General features: G+C 67.2%; 17 protein-coding genes and 1 pseudogene. 6 read left to right on the plus strand and 12 right to left on the minus strand.

Translation table 11 applies throughout. The features are described 5' to 3' along the window. Positions 1-69: 69 nt before the first annotated feature. Both rtcR and C1922_RS20575 read left to right on the plus strand, forming a co-directional pair. Complete coding sequence (gene rtcR, locus C1922_RS19775; protein ID WP_108751665.1) at positions 70-1,665, plus strand: RNA repair transcriptional activator RtcR; 1,596 nt, start codon at positions 70-72, stop codon at positions 1,663-1,665. 73 nt (positions 1,666-1,738) lie between these two features. Beyond that, entirely contained in the window at positions 1,739-1,885 is a 147-nt protein-coding gene (locus tag C1922_RS20575; RefSeq protein ID WP_199912205.1) for a hypothetical protein, read from the plus strand. A gap of 80 nt (positions 1,886-1,965) precedes the next feature. Here C1922_RS20575 and C1922_RS19780 read toward each other — a convergent pair whose 3' ends face one another. Then, complete coding sequence (locus C1922_RS19780; RefSeq protein WP_108751342.1) at positions 1,966-2,520, minus strand: hypothetical protein; 555 nt, start codon at positions 2,518-2,520, stop codon at positions 1,966-1,968. Positions 2,521-2,658: 138 nt separating this feature from the next. On the opposite strand from C1922_RS19780, the gene C1922_RS19785 reads away from it, so the two are divergent. Then, complete coding sequence (locus C1922_RS19785; protein ID WP_108751343.1) at positions 2,659-3,285, plus strand: hypothetical protein; 627 nt, start codon at positions 2,659-2,661, stop codon at positions 3,283-3,285. Between the two features lie 110 nt (positions 3,286-3,395). Here the strand turns inward: C1922_RS19785 and C1922_RS19790 are convergent, their stop codons facing one another. The 6 genes from C1922_RS19790 to rpmB form a co-directional block, all read right to left on the minus strand. Continuing rightward, on the minus strand, positions 3,396-3,722 hold the full coding sequence (locus C1922_RS19790) for a low molecular weight protein tyrosine phosphatase family protein (RefSeq protein WP_108751344.1): 327 nt from the start codon (positions 3,720-3,722) through the stop codon (positions 3,396-3,398). Between the two features lie 158 nt (positions 3,723-3,880). Then, positions 3,881-6,073, minus strand: a complete 2,193-nt coding sequence (gene uvrD, locus C1922_RS19795; protein ID WP_108751345.1) for a DNA helicase II — start codon at positions 6,071-6,073, stop codon at positions 3,881-3,883. A gap of 9 nt (positions 6,074-6,082) precedes the next feature. Then, positions 6,083-7,504 (minus strand): FAD/NAD(P)-binding protein, encoded by a 1,422-nt coding sequence (locus C1922_RS19800; RefSeq protein ID WP_108751346.1) that lies wholly within the window; start codon positions 7,502-7,504, stop codon positions 6,083-6,085. A gap of 30 nt (positions 7,505-7,534) precedes the next feature. Beyond that, positions 7,535-8,953 carry a cardiolipin synthase gene (gene cls / locus C1922_RS19805; protein WP_108751347.1) on the minus strand — a complete coding sequence of 473 codons (1,419 nt, stop codon included), beginning with the start codon at positions 8,951-8,953 and terminating at the stop codon, positions 7,535-7,537. A 355-nt stretch (positions 8,954-9,308) separates the two neighbouring features. Then, positions 9,309-9,476 (minus strand): 50S ribosomal protein L33, encoded by a 168-nt coding sequence (rpmG, locus tag C1922_RS19810; protein ID WP_170272460.1) that lies wholly within the window; start codon positions 9,474-9,476, stop codon positions 9,309-9,311. A gap of 10 nt (positions 9,477-9,486) precedes the next feature. Next, the gene (gene rpmB / locus C1922_RS19815; RefSeq protein ID WP_005411638.1) at positions 9,487-9,723 is read right to left on the minus strand and encodes a 50S ribosomal protein L28; all 237 of its coding nucleotides are present in this window, start codon (positions 9,721-9,723) and stop codon (positions 9,487-9,489) included. Between the two features lie 282 nt (positions 9,724-10,005). On the opposite strand from rpmB, the gene C1922_RS19820 reads away from it, so the two are divergent. Next, positions 10,006-11,244: a glycosyltransferase gene (locus tag C1922_RS19820; RefSeq protein ID WP_108751348.1), complete on the plus strand. Its 1,239-nt coding sequence runs from the start codon at positions 10,006-10,008 to the stop codon at positions 11,242-11,244. 165 nt (positions 11,245-11,409) lie between these two features. Further along, a complete protein-coding gene (locus C1922_RS20475) occupies positions 11,410-12,258 on the plus strand; it encodes a hypothetical protein (RefSeq protein WP_159092051.1) in 849 nt (282 codons plus the stop codon). An 89-nt stretch (positions 12,259-12,347) separates the two neighbouring features. Here the strand turns inward: C1922_RS20475 and dnaQ are convergent, their stop codons facing one another. Together dnaQ and C1922_RS19830 are read right to left on the minus strand one after the other, a co-directional pair. Further along, positions 12,348-12,857 (minus strand): DNA polymerase III subunit epsilon, encoded by a 510-nt coding sequence (gene dnaQ, locus C1922_RS19825; protein WP_108751349.1) that lies wholly within the window; start codon positions 12,855-12,857, stop codon positions 12,348-12,350. Positions 12,858-12,997: 140 nt separating this feature from the next. Further along, a complete protein-coding gene (locus tag C1922_RS19830; RefSeq protein ID WP_108751350.1) occupies positions 12,998-13,891 on the minus strand; it encodes a LysR family transcriptional regulator in 894 nt (297 codons plus the stop codon). Between the two features lie 109 nt (positions 13,892-14,000). On the opposite strand from C1922_RS19830, the gene C1922_RS19835 reads away from it, so the two are divergent. Then, a complete protein-coding gene (locus tag C1922_RS19835) occupies positions 14,001-14,390 on the plus strand; it encodes a RidA family protein (protein WP_108751351.1) in 390 nt (129 codons plus the stop codon). Positions 14,391-14,438: 48 nt separating this feature from the next. Here the strand turns inward: C1922_RS19835 and C1922_RS19840 are convergent, their stop codons facing one another. From C1922_RS19840 to C1922_RS19850, 3 genes and pseudogenes are all read right to left on the minus strand, one after another. Further along, a complete protein-coding gene (locus C1922_RS19840) occupies positions 14,439-17,606 on the minus strand; it encodes a CusA/CzcA family heavy metal efflux RND transporter (protein WP_199912267.1) in 3,168 nt (1,055 codons plus the stop codon). Positions 17,607-17,625: 19 nt separating this feature from the next. Next, a pseudogene (locus tag C1922_RS19845) lies at positions 17,626-18,438 on the minus strand (efflux RND transporter periplasmic adaptor subunit); the annotation flags it as partial. 155 nt (positions 18,439-18,593) lie between these two features. Continuing rightward, positions 18,594-19,865, minus strand: coding sequence for a TolC family protein (locus C1922_RS19850; RefSeq protein WP_108751354.1), 1,272 nt, complete (start codon positions 19,863-19,865; stop codon positions 18,594-18,596). Positions 19,866-19,881 lie beyond the last annotated feature (16 nt).

The following is a 19,881-nucleotide window of genomic DNA, read 5'->3' on the forward strand; positions in this document are numbered from 1 at the left end:
CGGTGACGTTCTGCCTCGCTGGCGCTCCAACATGTATATATTGATAGCGCGTCTTTTATAGGAATGGATATGTCACGGCGACAGGTAGTCTTCGGCATGCTGGGCACCCAGCTCGATTCGGGCGAAGGTCCGGGCCGGTGGGAGAAATGGCGGCCGACCGTGTCGATGGGCATGCACGAGGATTTCCTGCCTGACCGCGTCGAGCTGCTGCTGGACGAGCGCCGCTACGCCAAGCTGGCCCGCGTGGTCTGCGCGGACCTGCAGCAGGTGGCGCCGGAGATGGACGTGCGCCGGCACGACACCTACCTGGCCGATCCTTGGGAGTTCGAAGGCGTCTATTCGACGTTGCACGACTTCCTGGCCAGCTATCCGTTCCAGCCGGAGGAGGAGGACTACTACGTCCACATCACCACCGGCACGCACGTGGCGCAGATCTGCTGGTTCCTGCTCACCGAGAGCCGGCACTTCCCGGGCCGCCTGCTGCAGACCTCGCCACCGCGCAAGCAGGACGGCTCGGCCGGCAGCTACGCCATCATCGACCTGGACCTGTCGCGCTACGACCACATCGCCCAGCGCTTCGCCCAGCAGCAGCTGCAGGACCGCGACCTGCTGAAGAGCGGCATCGCCACACGCAATGCGGCCTTCAACGCGATGATCGCGCAGATCGAAACCGTGGCCACCCGCTCACGTGCGCCGATGCTGCTGATGGGCCCCACCGGCGCCGGCAAGAGCCAGCTGGCCAAGCGCGTGTTCGAACTGAAGAAGCTCAAGCACCAGCTGCCCGGCCGTTTCGTCGAAGTGAACTGCGCCACCCTGCGTGGCGATGGCGCGATGAGCACGCTGTTCGGCCACACCAAGGGCGCCTACACCGGCGCCTCCTCCGACCGCGCCGGCCTGCTGCGCTCCGCCCACCAGGGCCTGCTGTTCCTGGATGAGATCGGCGAACTGGGCCTGGACGAACAGGCCATGCTGCTGCGGGCGCTGGAAGAGAAACGCTTCCTGCCGGTGGGCAGCGACCGCGAAGTGGAAAGCGAATTCCAGCTGATCGCCGGCACCAACCACGACCTGCAGCAGTCAGTGCTGGACGGCCGCTTCCGCGAGGACCTGCTGGCGCGCCTGAACCTGTGGACCTACCACTTGCCCGGCCTGGCCCAGCGCAGGGAGGACATCGAGCCGAACATCGAGTTCGAGCTGGAGCGCTGGTCACAGCAGCAGCACGCGCGGGTGCGCTTCAACGTGGAAGCACGCGCGCGCTACCTGGCCTTTGCCACCAGTGCCGAGGCCGCCTGGCGCGGCAATTTCCGCGACTTGGGTGCATCGATCATGCGCTTGGCCACGCTGGCCAACGCCGGGCGCATCCAGACCGAGGGCGTGGACGAGGAGATTGCGCGGCTGCGCCAGCAATGGCGCGGCGGCGAAGCGCCCTCACCGCTGCAGGCGCTGCTGGGCGAGGCAGCGGACCAGCTGGACCGCTTCGACCGCGTGCAGCTGGAAGAAGTGGTGCGGGTCTGCGCGCGCTCGAAGTCGCTGTCCGCCGCCGGCCGCGAGCTGTTCGCGGTGTCGCGCACCCAGCGCGCCAGCACCAACGACGCCGACCGCCTGCGCAAGTACCTGGCCAAGTTCGGCCTGGACTGGGAAAAGGTACGCAGCCCCGGTTCTGCGTAGCGTCGAGCTTGCTCGACGAAGGGCCCCGGTACATGCTGGCCGCGCAGCATCCATCGCTTTCAAGGAGATCGCCATGCACGAACGCAAACCAACACCCGCCGCCGTCCCGCGCACAGTCCTATGGGTTGTCATCGGCGTTTTCGCCGTGCTTTACGGCGGCTATCAGGTCGGCAAGGACCTGGCCCTGCGCGACAATGCAAAGCAGGCGGCGGGCCAGTAGCGTCGAGCTTGCTCGACTGCTTTCTGTGACCGGCGGCATCGTGCCAACCAAGGTTGGCACCTACCGGTAAACGTCTATGCTCAGGCGATCTGCACGATGCGCGCGTTCTGGCACAGCGGGTAGCTGGCGACGAACTCGGCAATGGCCGCCTGCATCGCGGCAAACGACTGACCGTACATGTACAGCGCGGTTTCGGTCGGGCCCTGCCACCAGCTGCAGATTTCGCCCAGGCCATCGATGCGCTCGGACAGCTGCTCGAACGCATGGTTCGAATCGCACTGCTCGTACACCTCGTCCGGCAGGTTCAGACCGTCCAGGTAGATGCCCAGGCCCTCGGTGACACCGAAACTGCGATCAGCCTCGCCTGCGCCCTGCACCTTGGAACCCTTCGGTGCGCCCAGCTGTTCCAGCAGGTCAACCAGCTTGGGCACGCCGGCCGCGTCGTTCAGCGCGATTTCGATATCGCCGTACTCGACTTCACCCTCGTCGGAGATCGCGGTGCCGCCGCCGGTGATCTCACCGATCCCGGCCGCCTGCAGCAGCGCATCCAGCGGGTCCTCGAACAGCTCGTGGCGGTGTTCGGGCTGCAACTTGGCGTTCAAGGTCACGGTGACGTGCAGCGTGGGTTCGGTCATGGCGGCGTTCCTGGAAGATGTCTCCGCCCATTGTAGAGTCGAGCTCGCTCGACGGCTGCTTCGGCGAGGCTTCCCCTTGGACCGGTCGGCCACGCGATAATGCGCGGTATAGAAACATCATTCCAACAGGGGGAATTCATGAAGTCGATCATTGCAGCCACGCTGCTGCTGTTACTCGCTGGCTGCGGCATCCGCACCGAAGTAGTGCGGGTGAACGTGCCTGACATCCGGGTCAATCCCGAGCAGGGTCCGGTGGTCGTCGTCGCGCCGGTGCGCGATGGACGCACGACGTACTTCACACAGGTGGCGGCTGCGGAGCGCCCGCAGAGCATCGGTGGGGTAATCCGCGGCAACAATGGCGTGCTTGTGTCCCTTGAGTCGTCCACCGCCCCGGACAAGGCGCGCGAGATCATGATCCAGGCCCTGCGCAACATGGGCTACCGCACGACAGACCAGTGCACGGGCACCTGCACTGAGCTGGAAGCAACCTTGACCGATTTCTCGGTGAAGATGCCGATGAACTTCTGGCGTGCCGCTTCTTCGACCCAGCAGATGTTGGCCGACATAGCGGTCAATGTGACCGCCCGCAAGGACGGTCAGGCCCGAACCTTCACGGCCACCGGCCACGGCGCAAACATTTTCCAGATCGTGTCACGCGAGAACTGGGAGATCGCGCTCGAGCGCGCGGTGAAGAATTTCACCAACAGCCTGCAGCAATCGATGTCAGAGCAGGATGCCGCGACAGGCTCGAAGGCGCAGGACTGACCCAGCCGTAACGTCGAGCTGACGGGACGGCACTCCACGGGAAGAGCCGGTCGAGCAGGCTCGACTCTACGGGGCGGCTGCGTCGCGCGACAGGGGGCCGTGGCGACCTGTCAGCGCAGGAACGGCGGAACCTTGTGCTTCAGCAGCTCCACCAGCACCGGGTCCATGTAGTCGTAGTCGTCGGGGATATCCAGGCAGATTACCCGCTTGCCGTTCAACCATGCCTTGTAACGGCTGGACAGCCGGTTGCGGTGCGCCTTCTCCATCACGAACACCAGGTCGGCCCACTGCAGCAACTCGGGGCTGAGCACTTCCTCGGCGTCGGCCAGCAAGCCCGCCGAGGCGGTTTCAATCCCCGGCCAATCGGCGAAGACCTGCTCGGCCGTGGGGCTGCGCAGGCGGTTCTGGCTGCATAGGAAGAGCACGTTGCGGGTCATGGGATTCTGCCGTTGTAGCGTCGAGCTTGCTCGACTGCTTTCTGTAGAGTCGAGCTTGCTCGACTGAACGTGCAAAACAGTCGAGCAAGCTCGACTCTACAGGAGCTCGCAGAGCGGGTCAGATCCCTCCCGCGGGAGGGATCTGACCCCGACGGTGATCAGATCACCGTCAGGTTGGCGTAGGCCATCACCAGCCACTTGCTGCCGGCTTCGGCGAATTCGACCTGCACGCGGGCGTGCGCGCCGCTGCCTTCGTAGTCGGTCACCATGCCTTCGCCGAACTTGGGATGGGTCACCAGCGCGCCCAGCTTCAGCGGCGGTGCCTCGATCGAGGCGTGGCCCATCACCCGGCTGCTGCCCAGCGATGCCGGCCGCGAGACCTGCACCTTCGGGCGGACCTCGTGCAGCAGTTCGCGCGGAATCTCGCGCAGGAAGCGCGAGGGCAGGCTGTAGTTGTCCTGGCCGTGGATACGCCGCGATTCGGCATAGCACAGCACCAGCTTCTGCCGCGCGCGGGTAATGCCCACGTAAGCCAGGCGGCGCTCTTCTTCCAGGCGGCCACTTTCTTCCAGCGAGCGCGCACTCGGGAACAGGCCGTCTTCCATGCCGGCCAGGAACACCAGCGGGAACTCCAGGCCCTTGGCCGAGTGCAGGGTCATCAGCTGCACGCCCTCCTCGCCCGCCTGCGCCTGACCTTCACCGGCCTCCAGAGCGGCGTAGGCCAGGAAGGCGACCAGCTCGTCCATCTCCTCGCCCACTTCCTCGATGTCATCGGCACGGCGCACGAAGCGCGAGGCCACCGATACCAGTTCGTCCAGGTTGTCGGTGCGCGATTCCGAATCCAGCGAATTGCGGCTTTCCTTGCTCCAGTGTTCGCGCAGCTGCGAGCGCGACAGGATGTGGTCCACGCGCTCGGCCAGGGTCATGTGCAGGGTCTGTGCCTGCAGCTCGTTCACCAGCACCAGGAAGCCGGCCAGCGCATTGCGTGCACGCGCGGCCAGCGCCGTGCCCTGGGTGACCAGCATGGTGGCCTCCCACAGCGAGATGCCCTGCGCACGTGCCTCGCGACGCACCTCATCCAGGGTGCGCTCGCCGATGCCACGGGTGGGCGTGTTCACCGCGCGCTCGAAGGCGGCATCGTCGTTGCGGTTGGACAGCAGGCGCAGGTAAGCCAGCGCGTCCTTGATTTCGGCACGCTCGAAGAAGCGCATGCCGCCGTACACACGGTACGGCACCTGTTCGCTCAACAGCGCTTCTTCCAGCGCGCGCGACTGCGCGTTGCTGCGGTAGAGCACGGCCACTTCGGTGTAGCTGCCACCGTCGCGCACCCACTGGCGGGCACGTTCGACGATGTAACGCGCCTCGTCCATCTCGTTGTAGGCCGCGTACAGATCGATCGGCTCGCCATCGCCGCTGTCGGTCCACAGTTCCTTGCCGATACGGTCCGGGTTGTGCGCGATCACCGCATTGGCAGCGCCGAGGATGTTGGCGGTGGAACGGTAGTTCTGTTCCAGGCGGATGGTCTGCGCGCCAGGGAAATCGCGCAGGAAGCCCTGCACGTTCTCGACCTTGGCACCACGCCAGCCGTAGATTGCCTGATCGTCATCGCCGACCACGAACACGTGGCCTTCGTGCCCGGCCAGCACGCGCACGAAGGCGTACTGGATGGCATTGGTATCCTGGAACTCGTCCACCAGGATTTCGCGGAAGCGGGCGCGGTAGTGCGCCAGCAGGGCCGGGTTGTCGCGCAGCAGTTCATGCGCGCGCAGCAGCAGTTCGGCAAAGTCGACCAGACCGGCGCGGTCGCAGCGCGCCTGGTATTCGATGTACGCCTGGCGCATGGTTTCCAGCCACGCATCGTGCGGCTCGGGCTGGATGTGCTGCGGGCGGCGCCCCTCATCCTTCTGCTCGTTGATCCACCACGCAATCTGCTTGGGCGGATGCTTGCTGTCGTCGATCTCCAGCGCCTGCACCACGCGCTTGACCAACCGCAGCTGGTCGTCCGAGTCCATGACCTGGAAACCTTCCGGCAGTTTCGCGTCCTGCCAGTGCAGGCGCAGCAGGCGGTTGGCCAGGCCATGGAAGGTGCCGATCCACATGCCGCGACTGCCGTTGGGCAGCTGCGCGTCGATGCGGTGGCGCATTTCACCGGCCGCCTTGTTGGTGAAGGTGACCGCGAATATGCCGTGGGTGGGCACGCCGAAGACTTCATGCAGCCAGGCGATGCGGTGGGTAAGCACGCGGGTCTTGCCCGAGCCGGCGCCGGCCAGCACCAGGTGGTGGCCGGGGGGAGCAGAGACGGCGTCGCGCTGGGCCGGGTTCAGGCCATCAAGCAGGTGGGAGACATCCATGCCCCCATTTTACGGCATCGCGGTCGCGTGCCCTGCGACCACCTGTGCGGCCAGCGCCTGCGCCTGCTGACGCAGTTCAGGCACGGCCAGGCTTTCCCACAGGCTGCCGATACGCAGGCTGCCCAGCACGCCCAGTCGGGGCTGCGGCAGGCCTTGCGCGTCGTGCAGGCGATCGCCGGGCAGGCTGCTGTCCAGGCCCAGCCCATGCGGTCCCGGCCGCGCCACGCCATCGGCCAGCAGCTGCAGCAGCAGCGGGTTGCGCAGGGCGGTGGCACGGGTTTCCACGCCGGTGGCATTGATGATACCGGCCACGGCCCAGGCCTGGTCAGCACCATCGGCGCTGCGGCCGCTCAGCAGCAGGGCGCCGTCCTGCTGGCGCACCTGCTGCAGCCGTGCGCGGTGGATCTGCAGCTGACCACTGGCCTGCAGCGCCTGCAGCTGCGCATCGATGTCTTCGGCAATGCGGTGACGATGCACGTCCCAGTAGCGCACCGCATGGCGCAGGAAGCGGCGCTGATCGGCTGCATCCAGGCTGCACCACAGGGCCTGCCCATGGGCGCGGATGCGGTCCATCACGCCCTGCCACGGCTGCCCGGCGGCCTGCAGTTCACGGGCGTGCTGGCGCAGTGCGCGCAGCCGCTGGCGCAGGGTGAGCGGTAGCAGGCTGGCGGGATCGAAGCTGGGCAGCACGCCATGGTCGTGCGGCAGCGGCAGCAGGCCATGACGGGAAATGACATGCAGCGGGCCGCTATGGCCGGCAGCCACCAGCGCCAGCACGGTGTCGGCCATGCTCAGGCCCGAGCCGACGATGGCCAGTGCCTGCGTACCGGCCAGGGTGCGCACGCCGTCGTAATCCCAGGCTTCGACCACCGCATCGGCCGGCAAGGCGTCGGCGCCGGGCACCGGCAGCGGGCGCATGCTGTTGCCGGTGGCCAGCACGGCCTGCGCGGCGCGCAGCGTCTGCCCATCGCCCAGCTGCAACTGGCAGCCCTGCGCGTCCACCTGCAGGGCCAGCACCGGTTGGGCGATGACCTGCACGTGCGCCGGGCTGGCCGCAGCCGCCTGCTGCAGGCGCTGCTGCAGGTAGCTGGCGAAGTAATGGCGGCAGACATAGCGCTCGCCCAGCACATCGCGTGCTTCACCCGGATAGGCGTTGGTCGTTTCCAGATAATCGAGGAAGTCGCCGGGCTGTTCCGGGAACGCGCTCATCTTCGCCGCCGGCACGTTCAACAGGTGCTCGGGCCACGGTGTGGAGTAGGCAATGCCCTGCGCCGGCTGCGAGGCCGGCTCGAACAGGGCGATGCGCAGGGGCTGCCGGGCCTGCTGCAGCACGTGGAGGGCCACCAGTACGCCGGCGGCGCCGCCACCGATGATCGCCAGGTCCGTTTCAGCGGTTCGCGCGGAATCAGTCATGCGTGGATTGTAGGCCATGGCCGGCGTGGCCCGCGCCAACGCGTCCGTTTACATCAGCGCATCGGCCAGCCGTGCAATGCCTTCACGGCTGCGCCGCCATGCCGGCCGCTGCCGCCACTCTTCCAGGTCCAGCAGCGTCGATTGCCGCAGGTAGTCGTCTTCGATCGCGCACAGTTGCTTCACCAGCGGGCGGTCGTAGCAGATCAGACCGATCTCGGCATTCAGCGCGAACGAACGGATATCCATGTTGATCGAGCCCAGCACCGCGATGTCTTCGTCCACGCTCATGTGCTTGGCATGCAGGAACTGCGGTTCGTACAGCGCGATCTGCACGCCACAGCGCAGCAGTTCGTCGTAGTACGCCTCCTGCGCCCAGGACGTCAGCCGCTGGTTGTTGCTGGCCGACAGGATCAACTGCACCTGCACGCCCGACAACGCGGCGATACGCAGCGCGCTCAGGGTCGCCTCGTCGGGCACGAAGTACGGGGTCACCATCACCAGGCGCCGGCGTGCCAGGTGGATGAGCGCGGCCACGGCATCGCGCGCGTTGCTGTACGGGTAGGCGGGTCCGCTGGGCAGCAGCTGGGTGGCGATGTCGTCGCTGCACACCGGTACGTTGGCGATCACCTCCAGGCGCTGCCCGGTTTCCATGTACCAGTCACTGGCGAACACCGCTTCCAGATGCGCCACCGCCGGGCCGCGCACGCGCGCCACCAGTTCACGGTTGGGATGGCCGGGCACGAACTGCGGCCCGGCCAGGTTTTGCGAACCCACGTAGGCCACTTCGTTGTCGATTACCGCGATCTTGCGATGGTTGCGCAGGTCCATGCGGCCGCTGCGACGCCAGCGCAGGCCGCCGGGCAGCATCGCCCGCACCTCCACATCGCGTGCCTGCAGCCGCTTGCGGTAGGCGCGCAGGCCACGCTTGGCACCGACGGCATCGAGCAGCACGCGGCACTGCACGCCACGGGCGGCGGCACGCTGCAGGGCTTCGACGATGGCCTCGCCCACCGCGTCATCGAACATCAGGTAGTACAGCAGGTGGACGCGGTCTTCGGCCTGGTCGATGTCGGCAATCAGGCTGTGCAGCGATTCGTCGTAGTCGGTCAGCAGATCGACGGCGTTGCCGTGCACCGGCATGAAGTCGCCTTGGCGCTGCACCAGCGGCACGATCTCGGCACTGGCGGTGTCAGGCTGCGGCATCCAGCGCAGGCGGCGCTGCAACGCCTGCTCTTCGCGGATGACCAACGAAGCCTCGGCCTGGCGGCGGATGCGTTCGCGCGACAGCCAGGGGTGGCCGAACAGCAGGTACAACGGCAGGCCCAGCAGGGGCACGAAGCCGACCAGCAGCAGCCAGCTGCGTGCGGCCCCCGGCGTGGTGCGGGTGGGAATCCAGCACAGCGCGACCAGGCGGATGAGCCAGTCGATCAACAGCAGGTAGGAACCCAGCAGCCACTCGAACAGCATCGCGTCGCCCGTCGGGAGGTGTGCAGCCATTCTGCCCAGCAGGGTGTGTAGAGTCGAGCTGCGCCCCATGACCGGCGGGCGCCATTGGGATGAACGCATCGCCATGCGCGAGGAACGGGCCGCACGGCACGGGGGGAGATTGCTGCTCGACTGCCTGGAAGCCGTGTGCCAACCAAGGTTGGCACCTACCGGGCGGGGTGAATGTGCCAACCAAGGTTGGCACCTACCGGGCGGGGTGAGTGTGCCAACCAACGTTGGCACCTACCGGGCGAGGTAAGCACCTGCCGGGCGCTGGGCATGAAAAAACCCGCCACAAGGGCGGGTTTTTCCGGAGGCGATCAGCAACCCTTGCGGATTACTTGATCTTGCCTTCCTTGTACGGGACGTGCTTGCGCACGACCGGATCGTACTTGGAGAATTCCATCTTCCCCGGGGTGTTCTTCTTGTTCTTGTCGGTCGTGTAGAAGTGACCGGTACCGGCGGTCGAAATCATACGGACCTTATCGCGCTTGCCTGCCATGATCGTCTACTCCTCAGACCTTTTCGCCGCGCGCACGCAGCTCAGCCAGAACGGAATCGATGCCGTTCTTGTCGATGGTGCGCAGTGCATGCGCGGAAACACGAAGCTTCACCCAGCGGTTTTCGCTGGCAACCCAGAAGCGGCGCTCGTGCAGGTTGGGCAGGAAACGACGACGGGTCTTGTTGTTGGCGTGCGAGACGTTGTTACCCGTCTGCACTCGCTTGCCGGAAACCTGGCATACGCGGGACATTGCGCACCTCGATAGTTAATTTTGTCAGCCCGTAGCCCGGGAGACGGCGGCCTCGGTGGTTGCCCACCACACGTCAAGAGAATCAAAGGGTTACGCTGGCGTTGGGCGGCCGGGGACGTGCTCCCGGGGGTGCCGCCCGGTACGAAACCGGACACAGCGAGCCGCGCATTATGCAGGCTTTCAATCACTTGCGCAAGTTGTCCACAGGGCAAAGGCTGAACGTGGCACACCGTGTTCATGCCGGGTCTGCCCATACTGGCAGCCCCTCCCGCGAGCCCTTCCATGCGACTGCTGGCCCTGACCTATGGCACCGAAGGCGACACCCGGCCGCTGGTGATGCTGTGCCACGGGCTGCGCCAGGCGGGCCACGAAGTGATGCTGCTGGCCGAACAGGGCACGCTGGCCACTGCGCGCGACCTCGGCGTGCCGCACGCGGCGCTGGAAGGCGACATCCACGACGAAGTGGTGGCCCTGGTGGCACGCGGCAACAACCTGGCTGCCGCCTCGCGCGGTCTGGCGCGGATGGCCGGCCGCCACGTGCCGGCCTGGATGGCGCAGGTCGATGCGGCCGCCACGGGCTGCGACGCCATACTGACGGGCGGTCTGGCCGCCCTGGTGGGTTTGAGCGTGGCCGAGCGGCACGGCTTGCCAGCGATCGGCACCGGCATGATTCCGCTCACCCCGACGCGGGCCTTTGCGTCCCCCTTCCTGCCACCACTGCCGCTGCCCGGGTTCCTGCGCCGGGCCAGCTATGGGCTGGTCAACCGGGCCGTCTGGCGCACCTTCCGGGCACCGATCAACACGGCGCGAGCCGCACTGGGGCAAGCACCGCGCCGCACGCTGTGGACCGGGCTGCCGATGCTGTACGGCATTTCCCCGCAGTTGTTGCCGCCCCCGCCAGACTGGCCGACCGACCACGTGGTGTGCGGGCAATGGCGGATGCCGGAGCAACCGTGGTTGCCGCCGCCAGACCTGCGGGCCTTCCTCGATGCCGGTCCGCCACCGGTGTACCTGGGCTTCGGCAGCATGACCGGCTTCGACCGCGAGCGCGTGCTGCCAGCGTTGCTGCACGCGCTGGCACCGCGCCGCGTGCTGCTGTTTCCCGGCTGGGCAGGCCTGCCTGCAGGCGAGCTGCCGTCGAACGTGTTCGTCGTCGGCCCGACACCGCACGAAGCGTTGTTCCCGCGCTGCGCGCTGGCCATCCATCACGGTGGCAGTGGCACCACGCATTCTGCGTGCCGCGCGGGTATTCCCTCGCTGGTGATGCCCTTCGCCGCCGATCAGTTCTTCTGGGCGCGGCGACTGCAGGCGCTGGGTGTGGCGCCGGCGCCGCTGTCGCCGAAGCGGTTGCATTTGGCCACGCTGGCGACGGCCATCGCGTTCGCCGAAGACCCGGAAACGCGCGCGCGTGCCGTTGCACTGGGTGCAGCGATGGCCAGCGAAGATGGCGTGGCCACCGCCGTCGCCACGATTGACGGAAATCGACCTTACCCCCCGCCTGACGTTGCTGTAGAACGTTGAAAGGGCTCTGCCGGCCCCCTTGCCCAGCCTATGAAATGCCGGGGTGAACACAGCACACGGAAAGCTGGCGGACAAAAAAAACCCCGGACCCATCACTCACGTGAAGCATGTGAGGAGAGGAGCTTGCCGGGGTATGCGTTGCCGATGCTAGGGGAAGATCACACCGTGTTCAAGAGTCCGCATTGGGCATCGCTCATTGATGTGAAGATCGCTGACGGGTTGGTAGCGGCAGTGTCATCGACCAGATTGGCACCCTACGGATTGCCAGATGCGCCCGCTGCCGCGGTTGTGATCGATCCCGTCAACCAAGCACCCGGGGGCGCGCTGGGCTCGGCGCTGGCCGGCGCTCTGAAGATCCACCAGGCACCCGCCACTGTCGCCCAGCCTCAGCAGGTGACATCGGTAGCCCACTCATACGGAAATGCGGGCATTGAGGCCGTAGCAAGGCACGCCAGAAACATGCTTCTGTGCGAGGCCCTGTATCCCGTGCTTCATATGCTGGAAGTAGTGATGCGCAACAGCATTCACAACGCTTTCAGCCGCCACTTCGGCGCGCGCGATTGGTATGCGCAGGCCTGGCTCAATGCGAACCATGCACGTATGGTCCTGGAGGCAAAAGCAACGCTCTCCAAGCGCAACAAGCCCCATGATCCGGATCGAATCGTTGCAGAACTCGGGTTCGGCTTCTGGTGCGGGATGTTTCACTTCGCCTATGAACATGGAGGACGGGCAGCGTGGCCTACCCTCCTCGGCACGGTTCTACCGGGCGTTTCCAAATCCTGGAGAACCAGAGCAAAAGTTCAACGTCGGGTCGAAGGCGCGCGCGCTCTGCTGAATCGCGTTTTCCACCATGAACCCATCACCTTCCATCAGGATCTGCGTGATAGACATCGACACCTGGTAGAAGTGCTTGGCTGGTTCTCACCCGAAGCGCGGCAACACATTGAACATGTCTGCAGGTTCAATCGCGTGCATGACGACAACTTGTCCTTACGCTCCCCTGCAGATGCGTAGGGCCAGCCACACGGGTGTCGTCACGCCTTCCCGATGAGGTCGGATCCCGCGTCGACAGACGCGGGCTCTGACCCTTGCTGCAGGCCAACTCAACGCAGGTGCGGAATCACCTGGGCCAGCAGATGCGCATCCTTCAGCGCGCCATGCAGGCCGCGCTCGCCGGGAATGCCCAGGCGTCGCAGCAGGTCATCCAGCTTGTTGGGCTGCCCCGGCCAGCGCTGCTGGGCGATCTTCAGGCTGCAGGTCACGCGGCAATGGTGGGCCAGGGCGACCGTGTGGCCGGACAGGCGAAGCTCGTGGTCCAGGAAGCCGACGTCGAACGTGGCGTTGTGGGCCACCAGTTCGCTGCCACGCAGGAATTCAAGCAGTTCGACCGCTTTGCTGGAAAACAACGGCTTGCCGACCAGCATGGCGTCGCTGATGCCGTGCACACGTTGTGCGAAAGGGTCCACGCGACGTTGTGGCTGCAGGAACGTGTGGAACTGGCGACCCGTGATTCGTCCGTCGATCATTTCCACCGCACCGATTTCGATGATGCGATGGCCCTGCTTGTGCGACAGGCCGGTGGTTTCGGTGTCCAGTGCAACGATACGACTCATGTGGCAATCCATTTCCTTTGTGGCGTGCCGGAAATGGTCGCACGAACGTTGACGCCATCGACCTAGGAACAGTTGCAATCCCGAGTCTGCGTTCGGTTGGCGGCAGAAGCAGTCGAGCAACGCTCGACGCTACAAGGGCATTACCCCAGCACCTCCACCAACCAATCGATGAACACCCGCAGGCGCTGGCTCATATGCCGGTTCGGCGGGAACATCACGTGCATCGGCATCGGCGGCAGCTGCCAGTCCTGCAGTACCGGCTGCAGTTCGCCGCGGGCCACGTGCGGCTGCGCCATGTAGCTGGGCAGGGCGATCACGCCCAGTCCGGCCACACCGGCCGCCAGGTAGGCATTGCCATCGTCGAAGCCCACCGTGTAACGGCCCTGCACCTCCATGCGCTCATCACCACGGCGGGCGCTGAACACCCGCGCACGACCGCTGCGCGGGCTGAGGAAGCCGACCACGTGATGGTCCGGCCCTTCCAGCGCGCGCGGGTGGTCGGGCATGCCGAAACGCTGCAGGTAGGCGGGGCTGGCATGGAAGCCGATCGGCAGGCTGGCCAGCGGCCGTGCGACCAGCGCCGGGTCGGCCGGGGTGCCGCCGCGGATCACGCAGTCCACGTTGTCGGCGATGACATCCACTTCGCGATCGCTGACGCCGATGTCCAGCTGGATCTCCGGGTAGCGTGCACGGAAGTCCGCCAGCGCCGGTACCAGCCGCAGGCGTGCGTACGGCCCCGGCACATCGATGCGCAGGCGCCCGCGCGGCTGGCTGGCGGCCTCGCCCAGGCCGCCTTCCACCGCCTCCAGTTCGGCCAGCAGGCGGGCGATGCGCGGGTAGTACGCCGCGCCGTCGGCGGTGGTGCTGACGCGCCGGGTGGTGCGGTTGAGCAGGCGCAGGCGCAGGTGCGCTTCCAGCTGCTGCACCAGCTGGGTGACCGTAGTGCGGCTGACCTGCAGGGTGTGCGCGGCCCGGGTGAAGCTGCCGGTTTCCACCACCCGGGCGAAGGCCCGCATTGCCTCGAATCGGTCCATGGGCGGCCCGCGATTGTTTGGGAATGGCAATCAATCTAGGCCGATTATCGCGGTTTATCCAGACAGCATTGGAGAGGACGATGGCCCTCTCTTCCACGGGATAGTCCCCATGTCACAGCGTGATGTCGTGTTCCCCGCCGGTCGCCAGGCCCTCTACGAGCGCAACCGCTATTCGCCGGCCATCCGGTCCAATGGCTTCCTGTTCGTCTCCGGCCAGGTCGGCAGCCGTGAAGACGGCTCGCCCGAGCCGGACTTCGAAACCCAGGTGCGCCGCGCCTTCGACAACCTCAACGCGGTGCTGGCGGCCGCCGGCTGCACGTTCGACGATGTGATCGACGTGACGGTGTTTCTGGTCGATCCGGAGAAGAATTTCGAGAAGGCCTGGGCCATCGTGCCCGAGTACTGGGGCCAAGCGCCGCACCCGATCCTGACCGGTATCGGCGTCACCTGGCTGTATGGGTTCCAGTTCGAGATCAAGGTGATTGCGAAGCTGCCGTAAGTGGATGGGGTCGGATCCCTTCCTGCGGAAGGGATCCGACCCCTCCGGTCAGGCCTCGCGGCGGTGCAGCCAGCGGTACAGCACGGGTAGCACCAGCAGGGTCAGCAGGGTGGACGAGACGATGCCGCCGATCACCACGGTGGCCAGGGGTCGCTGCACCTCCGAACCCGCACCGACATTGAAGGCCATCGGCACGAAGCCCAGCGAGGCGACCAGCGCGGTCATCAGCACCGGGCGCAGGCGCCCCAGCGCGCCTTCGCGCACCGCATCCAGCAGGGGCAGGCCCTGTTCGCGCAGGTGGCGCACGAAGCTGATCATCACCAGGCCGTTGAGCACCGCCACACCCGACAAGGCAATGAAACCCACACCGGCCGAGATCGACAGCGGCAAGCCGCGCAACGCCAGCGCCAGGACGCCGCCGGTCAGGGCCAGCGGCACGCCGCTGAACACGATGGCCGCATCACGCACTGATCCGAACGCCCAGAACAGCAGCACGAAGATCAGCAGCAGCGTGACCGGTACCACCACGGCCAGGCGCTGGCTGGCCGAGATCAGCTGCTGGAAGCTGCCGCCGTAGTCGATCCAGTAGCCGGCCGGCAGTTCCACCCTGCCCTGCACCGCCTGCTGCAGGTCCGCCACGAAACTGCCCAGGTCACGATCGCGCACGTTGGCGGTGACCACGATGCGGCGCTTGCCGTTGTCGCGGTTGATCTGGTTCGGGCCTTCGCTGGTTTCGATGCGGGCCAGTTCGCGTAACGGCACGGTGCGCGGTGCACCGCTGCCTGCGGCCACGCCCCGGCTCAACTCATCGCCGTTGTCACTGGCCAGCGCCGGCTCCAGCGAAATGGGCAGATCGGCCAGGGCGGCCGGGTCCTGGCGCAGTGCTTCGGGCAGGCGCACCACGATATCGAAGCGGCGATCACCTTCGAACAACTGCCCGGCCACCTGCCCACCCACGGCGGTGGCCACGGTGGACTGCACCTGCCCCGGGTTCAGGCCATAGCCGGCCAGCCGCTGCCGATCCGGCAGCACGGTCAGCAGCGGCAGGCCACTGGTCTCTTCCAGCCGCACATCGGCCGCGCCCGGTACCGCCGCAACCACGCGCTGCAGACGCTGGCCGACATTGCGCAGGGTATCCAGGTCATCGCCGTACAGCATGACCGCCACATCGGCACGCACGCCGGAAATCAGCTCGTTCATGCGCATCTGGATCGGCTGGGTGAACTCGTAGTTGTTGCCGGGCAGCGATTCCACCGTGCGTTCCAGCTCGGCCAGCAGCGTGGCGCGCGGCTTGCGCGGGTCGGGCCACTGGCTGCGGGGCTTCATCATGATGAAGGTGTCGGCCACCGAAGGCGGCATCGGGTCGGAAGCCACTTCCGGCGTGCCGATCTTGGAAAACACCTTGGCCACTTCCGGCACCTGCAGCAGGCGGCGTTCAATCTGCACCTGCATCTGTACCGACTGTGCCAGGCTGGTGCCGGGAATACGCATGGCATGCATGGCCACATCGCCTTCGTCCAGGCTGGGCACGAATTCGCTGCCCAGCCGTGTGGCCAGGGCGCCGCAGCCCAGCACCAGCAGCAGGGCACCCACGGCGACCCAGCGGCCGCGGCGCAGGGTGAACGCCAACAGCGGCTGGTAGCGCCGCCGCAGCCAGGCCATCAGCCGGTTCTCCTTTTCCTGCATGCGACCACCGAGGAACAGCGCGATGGCAGCCGGCACGAAGGTCAGGCACAGCAGCATGGCGCCGGTCAGTGCCAGCACCACGGTGATCGCCATCGGGTGGAACATTTTTCCTTCCACGCCGGTGAGCGCGAAGATCGGCAGGTACACCGCGGTGATGATGCCCAAGCCGAACAGGCTGGGACGGATCACTTCGGCGGTGGCGCTGGCGGTTTCGGCAAAGCGTTCGGCCACGGTCATGTCGCGGCCCAGCGCGTGCTGGCGTTCGCCGAAGCGGCGCAGGCAGTTCTCGATGATGATGACCGCGCCATCGACGATCAGGCCGAAATCCAGCGCGCCCAGGCTCATCAGATTGGCCGACACGCCGCCACGGGCCATGCCGGTAAGGGTGAACAGCATGGCCAGCGGAATGACCGCCGCGGTGATCAACGCGGCACGCACGTTGCCCAGCAGCAGGAACAGCACCACGATCACCAGCAGCGCACCTTCCAGCAGGTTTCGCGCCACGGTCTGGATGGTGCGGTCGACCAGCGCGGTGCGGTCGTAGCTGGCGGTAACGGTTACCCCCGCGGGCAGGCTGGCCTGCGCCTGCTGCAGGCGAGCGGCTGCGGCTTGCGCGACCTCGCGACTGTTTGCACCGACCAGCATCACCACGGTGCCCATCACCACTTCATGGCCATTCTGGGTGGCCGCGCCGCTGCGCAGTTCCGGGCCGTCGGCCACGCTGGCCACGTCGTGCACGTGGATCGGCACGCCTTCGCGGCGGTCCAGCACGATGTTGCCGATCTCCTGCAGATCGGCCACCTGGCCGGGAATGCGTACCAGGAACTGCTGGCCATTGCGTTCGATGTAGCCGGCACCGACGTTCTGGTTGTTGGCCTGCACGGCTTCGGCCACGTCGTCCAGGCTGAAGCCCAGCGCGCGCAGTCGCGCCGGATCCGGGGTGATGTGCACCTGGCGCTGGAAACCACCGATGGTGTTGACCTCGGTCACGCCCGGCACGTTGCGCAGCTGTGGTCGGATCACCCAGTCCTGCAGGGTGCGCAGATCGGTGGCGGTGTAGGCCGTGCCGTCGGGCTTGCGCGCCTTGGGGTCGGCGTCGATGGTGTACATGAAAATCTCGCCCAGGCCGGTGGCGATCGGCCCCAGCTGCGGGTCGAGCCCGGCCGGAATCTGCGAGCGCACCTGCTGCAGGCGTTCGGCCACCTGCTGGCGGGCGAAGTACAGATCGGTGCCGTCCTTGAACACCACGGTGACCTGCGAAAGGCCGTAGCGCGACAGTGAACGCACATGGTCCAGCTTCGGCAGGCCGGCCATCGCCGTTTCCACCGCGTAGGTGATGCGCTGTTCGCTTTCCAGCGGCGAATAGCCGGGCGCGGCGGTGTTCACCTGCACCTGCACGTTGGTGATGTCCGGGGTGGCGTCGATCGGCAGCCGGGCGAAACTCCAGATGCCCACCGCCACCAGCACCAGGGTCAGGCCCAGCATCAGCCAGCGGCGCTGGATGGCCGCGGCGATGATGCGTTCCAGCAACCCGTGGCGGGCGTTGGGGTCAGTGCTCATGGCTGGCACCCGCCTTGCCGATGTCGGCCTTCACCGTGTAGCTCTGCTGCACCACCACCTGCTCGCCGGCACGCAGCCCGGCGCTGACCGCCACCTGCTGCGCATCGCGTGCGCCCAGGGTGACCGGTCGCACCGTATAGGTGTCGCCCTCGCGCACGAACACCACGTCCTTGCCGTCCAGGGTCTGCAATGCGCTGAGCGGCACCACGATGTCGGCCGGCGTGCTGGCCACTACGATGCGCGCGCGCACCGCCGCACCAGGCCGCCACAGGCCATCGGCATTGTCCACGCTGGCGCGCGCCACGGTGCTCTGGCTGGCGGTGGCGGTGCCGGGCAGCACGCGTTCCAGGGTGGTGACCTGGCTGACGCCGTCGGTCATGCGGGTGACGGTGACCGGCACGCCGGCGGTGATGTGCTGGGTGTCGGCACCGAAGATGTGCAGGTCCACCCACAGCTGCGACAGATCACCGATCTCGAACAGCACCTGGCCCTCGCCCGCCATGGCGCCCACCTGCACCTGCCGCGACAGCACTACGCCGCTGATCGGCGCGGCCACGCTGTAGGTGGTCAGGCTGAGGTTGCTGTCGATGCTGGCCAGCGGCTGGCCGGCGCGCACGCGGTCGCCCACGTTCGCGCGCAGCGCGCGCACCGGGCCCGGGAAGCGTGCGGTGACCTGTGCGCTGCGCCCATCGACCGGGGCCAGCAGGCCCTGCACGTCGTGTTCGTCGGCGATCGTGCCGGGGCCCGCTGCGGCGCTGGCGATGCCCGCCTCGGCCGCCTGCGCGGCGGTGATGGTAGTGCGCTCGGGCGCATCGTCGGCATGCGCGGCTTCGCCTTCGGCGTGATCGTGGTCATCGTCCGCAGGCGGCGTGGCCTGCGGGCCGCCGTTGCCACAGGCGCTCAGCACGACCAGCAGCGCGGCCACGGTGGCCAGGCGGATCAGGGAGGTGACAGCCTTCATGGCAGGGTTCCTTCAGCAGAGGCGGCCAGCAGCGGTTGTCCGCTCAGGCGCTGGATTTCGATCAGGGCGGACTGTGCCGACAGCGCGGCATCCAACTGCCGCTGCCGCGCTTCGATGCGCATGGCCTGCAGCTGGGCCCACTCCAGGTAGCTGATGGCACCGGCGCGCCACGCGGTTTCGGCGGCCTTTTCGGCCTTCTGCAGTTGCGGCAGCACGTCGCGCTGCATGCGCTGCACTTCCAGCCGGGCGGTTTCGTAGCGGCCGTGCGCCTCGGCCAAGGTGGCGTGCAGCTGCAGCGCGCGGGCCTCGCGCTCGACTGCGCTCAGGGCCAGTTCGGCTTCTGCGGCGCGGATCTCCGGGGCCGCACGGCGCGCACTGCCCAGCGCCACGCTGAAGCCGGCCAGCAGGGCGTTGTCGCCGCTGTCACGCATGTGGCGCGCGCCCAGCTGCCAGGACAGGTCGCTGCGCTGCTGGCTGCGCGCCAACTGCAGTTGCGCTTCGCGCACGCGTGCTTCGGTGGCGATCGCCGCCAGTTCCGGCGTGCGCTGCAGCAGCTGCGCCAGTTGCTGGAAGTCCTGCAGGGCGGGCAGCTGCAAGGGGTCGCCGGTGATGACGTCGAAATCCACTTCGCGCGCGTTCCACAGCGCCGCCAGCGCCATGCGCGCGGCGCGTGCCGCCTGCAGGCTGCGGTCGCGGTCCAGTTCGGCCTGGGCCAGTGCCGCCTGCGCGGTCAACAGCGTGGACGCCGGCGAGGCACCGGCCTGCAGGCGCAAACGTGCGGCGGCCACCGCGCGGCGGCGCTGCTCGATATCGTCCACGGCAATGCGGCGTTGCTGTTCGGCCGCGCTGATGGCCAGGTAGCGGCGCGCGGTTTCGGCCAGCAGGTCCAGGCGGGTGATCTCGCGCTGCGGCGCCAGCGCGTCCAGGTTGGCCTGGGCCACGGCACGACGCGCGTCCAGCTTGCCGCCGCGTTCCAGCACGCCGGCCAGGGTGACGGTGGCTTCGGCGGCATCGAAACCGCGGGTGCCGCCGGTGCCCAGCACGTTCTCCAGCTCCACGCCAAGCACCAGCGCCGGGGTGAGCGCGGCGCCATCCAGGCGGGCTTCGGCGGCCTGGCGCTGCAGTGTGGGCAGGCGCAGGTCGGGATGGGTACGGGCGACACGGTCGACGGCCGCGTCCAGGGTCAGGGGGTCAAGCGACGACGGCGCCTGCGCATGCACGCACGGCGCGATCGCCAGGGCCGCGACAGCGGCCAGGCGGATCCACATGGGAATACTCCGGAAA

It is taken from the genome of Stenotrophomonas sp. ZAC14D2_NAIMI4_7 (assembly GCF_003086675.1).
Taxonomy (GTDB): Bacteria; Pseudomonadota; Gammaproteobacteria; order Xanthomonadales; family Xanthomonadaceae; genus Stenotrophomonas.

Bases quoted from the DNA above. Each gene is read 5' to 3' on its own strand.
- C1922_RS19820 (WP_108751348.1), top strand. From the start codon at position 10,006: ATGCGACTGCTGGCCCTGACCTATGGCACCGAAGGCGACACCCGGCCG.
- C1922_RS19790 (WP_108751344.1), bottom strand. From the start codon at position 3,722: ATGACCCGCAACGTGCTCTTCCTATGCAGCCAGAACCGCCTGCGCAGC.
- C1922_RS19785 (WP_108751343.1), top strand. From the start codon at position 2,659: ATGAAGTCGATCATTGCAGCCACGCTGCTGCTGTTACTCGCTGGCTGC.
- C1922_RS19835 (WP_108751351.1), top strand. From the start codon at position 14,001: ATGTCACAGCGTGATGTCGTGTTCCCCGCCGGTCGCCAGGCCCTCTAC.
- cls (WP_108751347.1), bottom strand. From the start codon at position 8,953: ATGCTGTTCGAGTGGCTGCTGGGTTCCTACCTGCTGTTGATCGACTGG.
- uvrD (WP_108751345.1), bottom strand. From the start codon at position 6,073: ATGGATGTCTCCCACCTGCTTGATGGCCTGAACCCGGCCCAGCGCGAC.
- C1922_RS19830 (WP_108751350.1), bottom strand. From the start codon at position 13,891: ATGGACCGATTCGAGGCAATGCGGGCCTTCGCCCGGGTGGTGGAAACC.
- C1922_RS20575 (WP_199912205.1), top strand. From the start codon at position 1,739: ATGCACGAACGCAAACCAACACCCGCCGCCGTCCCGCGCACAGTCCTA.
- dnaQ (WP_108751349.1), bottom strand. From the start codon at position 12,857: ATGAGTCGTATCGTTGCACTGGACACCGAAACCACCGGCCTGTCGCAC.
- C1922_RS19800 (WP_108751346.1), bottom strand. From the start codon at position 7,504: ATGGCCTACAATCCACGCATGACTGATTCCGCGCGAACCGCTGAAACG.
- C1922_RS19850 (WP_108751354.1), bottom strand. From the start codon at position 19,865: ATGTGGATCCGCCTGGCCGCTGTCGCGGCCCTGGCGATCGCGCCGTGC.
- rtcR (WP_108751665.1), top strand. From the start codon at position 70: ATGTCACGGCGACAGGTAGTCTTCGGCATGCTGGGCACCCAGCTCGAT.
- rpmB (WP_005411638.1), bottom strand. From the start codon at position 9,723: ATGTCCCGCGTATGCCAGGTTTCCGGCAAGCGAGTGCAGACGGGTAAC.
- C1922_RS19780 (WP_108751342.1), bottom strand. From the start codon at position 2,520: ATGACCGAACCCACGCTGCACGTCACCGTGACCTTGAACGCCAAGTTG.